This is a genomic window from Halalkalibacter wakoensis JCM 9140 (assembly GCF_000513095.1).
Classification (GTDB): Bacteria; Bacillota; Bacilli; order Bacillales; family Bacillaceae_D; genus Halalkalibacter; species Halalkalibacter wakoensis.
In genome coordinates this window covers 1-1,415 of sequence record NZ_BAUT01000160.1, presented here as the reverse complement: position 1 = coordinate 1,415, position 1,415 = coordinate 1, and the positions used below count along the sequence as shown (strand labels likewise).

1 protein-coding gene is annotated in these 1,415 nt (G+C 37.7%); it reads right to left on the bottom strand.

The window, feature by feature from the left end:
• Positions 1–158: 158 nt before the first annotated feature.
• Entirely contained in the window at positions 159–1,274 is a 1,116-nt protein-coding gene (locus tag JCM9140_RS21930) for an IS4 family transposase (RefSeq protein ID WP_034751811.1), read from the bottom strand.
• Positions 1,275–1,415: the final 141 nt, after the last annotated feature.

The window sequence follows — 1,415 nt, the reverse complement described above, 5'->3', positions numbered from 1 at the left end:
CACTAGTGTTGCATAAAACCCTATAATTATAATTTGAATATTCCGTCTAATTATCACTCTGGTAAATGAGCTAAAAAGACAATCCCAAGCGAGAGGTGGCACTGTCCATTTGGTAAAATTATACATTTGTTACTCAGGCAACATCGACTTGTACTCGTTTATGGACTTCCTCTTTGCTCAATGAATCCGAACCACACACTTGCTGGTCTCCACATGGTTGCCTTGAGCCATCGGGTAATCCGTAATAATGTTGGTTTTCCTTTGACCTCCAGTTGAGCAAGTACATTCAGGCAATACGTAATTAATGCAAGGAAAATTTGATTGTGTACAGCTTCTTCGCTGTATCCGTAAAATGTTTTGATTTCGACGTGCTGCTTGAGCCATTTGAAAAATAACTCTATTGCCCATCTTGAACGGTACATGTCTCCTATTTCTTCCGCTTTTAAGTCAAAGCGATTCGTGATCAAACGTATGGGATTTCCTTTCGAATCGACCGTTTCAAGGATTCGAAATACATTTTCAGTACGCTTTTGTGTTGTACCAATGTACGCCATTTTATCTGATGTAATCGGACTATCTTTAGGTAAAGAATAGGATTCAACCTCTCTTATGACGGCATTCTTTTTCAGTCTTGAGAGAAAAAAGATTCCTTTATCAAAGTACCGATCAAACCGTTCATAGTCGATATATCCACGATCAAACACATACATGGCATCTTTGTCATCAACGAGAATCTCTAGTTGATTCCGATCGTGTTCAACGGCATTTGTGATCACGGCTTTATCAGGATAGACCGTATCATGATCGACAAAAACCAATCTAAGATGAAGTTTGACACCACCCTTGCTCTTCCGAAATGTAGCCCAGTTACAACGAGTGAGATTTAGCGGCAGGGTACTTGAATCAATAATTTTTAAAGGAAATGGTGACTGATATTGGTTTGTTTTCATCTGAATCTGCCGAACTAATTCAAGAAAAACGATGGAAAACAGCGATGAATCTATAGCCCTGTTTTTACGAGAAAGCTGGGAGACACTGATTGATTTGATCCCCAGTTCTTTCTGTAAGTTTTCATCGGCTAGTTCTGCATTCAACGCATGAAGGCTTTCCACTTGTTTCAAGTGTGCATAGAGAAATAGTTTTGTAAAAGAGGACGTTGATAATTTCTTCTTATACTTATCCAGTCCATCTTTTTTTACTTGTTCATCAAAAAGTTTCATATTTATGGGTGCAACCCATTTACCAAATGAAGATAATCGTGTATTCTTGTCCATAGTTGATATCCTTTACGTTGGATTTGGACAGGAACCACCTGTACTTCCATTGTAAAGGATTTTTTTATGCACTCACGAACTGAAATTTGAAAATTGGATGTATTTTGAATCTTAAAATAACATTAATGCAACACTAGTGAT

Bases quoted from the DNA above. Each gene is read 5' to 3' on its own strand.
- JCM9140_RS21930 (WP_034751811.1), bottom strand. From the start codon at position 1,274: ATGGACAAGAATACACGATTATCTTCATTTGGTAAATGGGTTGCACCC.